This is a genomic window from Candidatus Protochlamydia sp. R18 (assembly GCF_000648255.1).
Classification (GTDB): Bacteria; Chlamydiota; Chlamydiia; order Chlamydiales; family Parachlamydiaceae; genus Protochlamydia; species Protochlamydia amoebophila.
The window spans coordinates 1-1,265 of record NZ_BASL01000626.1 but is presented as its reverse complement, the minus strand read 5'-3'; the positions used below and the strand labels follow the sequence as shown (position 1 = coordinate 1,265).

Sequence of the window (1,265 nt, the reverse complement as noted above, 5' to 3'; positions counted from 1 at the left end):
TCATCTCACCGATGCAGGATTAGTCCATTTGACACCCTTAACGGCTTTACAGCATCTCAATCTAGGTGAGTGTGAAAATCTCACCGATGCAGGATTAACCCATTTGACACCCTTAACGGCTTTGCAGCATCTAAATCTAAGTAGGTGTAAGAATCTCACTGATGCAGGATTAGCCCATTTGGCATCTTTAACAGCTTTGCAGCATCTAAATCTAAGCTATTGTGATAATCTCACCGATGCAGGATTAGTCCATTTGAAATACTTGACGTCTTTGCAGCATCTAAATTTAGACAATTGTGAGAATCTCACCGATGCAAGATTAGCCCATTTGACATCTTTAACAGCTTTGCAGCATCTAAATCTACGCTACTGTATGAATCTCACTGATGAGGGATTAGCCCATTTGACAACTTTAACGGGTTTGCAGTATTTCAATCTAAGTGGCTGTGAGAATCTCACCGATGCAGGATTAGAACGTTTTAAAGCTTTAGCAGCTTCACTCAATTTAAAAATTATTAGATAGAAAAAACTTTCAATAAAAGAGAAACCTGGTGGCGAAAATAAAAGAGTACTTTGTCCTAAGAAGGTGAAGGATAAAATTTCATTAAAGTTTATCGACTCCCAACGAGACGCTTTTCTAAGAGAATTACTCGCTAATTTTGGAGGCACTATACAAACAATTTTATACTTGTAAACGCCAAAAATGCTCTTAACCTGAATTTTGGGTTTTTAGGCAGCCATGAACAACAAGTGATACTGCTCTGCTAATTTTATCGATGGCTTTTTAGGTTGATGAATATAAGCAACCATCCCAGCCAATAGATTAATTAAAAAATTTCGGCATTTCTGTGGCGTGTCTGTTCAATTTGAGAAATATTTTTTAGTTGATCATTCACCATTTCAATAATAGCTCGTTTTCTACGAATTTTGTCTTTCAACTTTATAAGATTCTGCTTCCTATTCGATCTTATGGTCGTCAATCGTTCAAATCCTTGTTTCAAAAGCCTCTTTGAAAGCTCTTTCGAAATAACCTCCTTATCAACAAATCATTTCCCAAAAATCCCTTTCGACAAGGTTTCGGCAATAGAAACATCAGCAACATTTCCAGGAGTTAGCTGAAAAGCCAAAATTTCTCCTTTCTCATTGATCATGAGATGCAATTTAAACTCGAAAAACCATCCTGAAGCTGTTTTCCTTCTCTTTGCCAAACCTTTAAAGACCTTGTTTCTTTTTATGCGTTTATTGTGGCAAACATCTATCGATGG

The 1,265-nt window shown here is 36.8% G+C and carries 2 pseudogenes; one reads left to right on the top strand and one right to left on the bottom strand.

The features are described 5' to 3' along the window. Nucleotides 1–523: pseudogene (locus TY19_RS11510) on the top strand (hypothetical protein); the annotation flags it as partial. A gap of 206 nt (nt 524–729) precedes the next feature. Here TY19_RS11510 and TY19_RS12620 read toward each other — a convergent pair. After that, nucleotides 730–1,265, bottom strand: a pseudogene (locus tag TY19_RS12620) (IS982 family transposase); the annotation flags it as partial.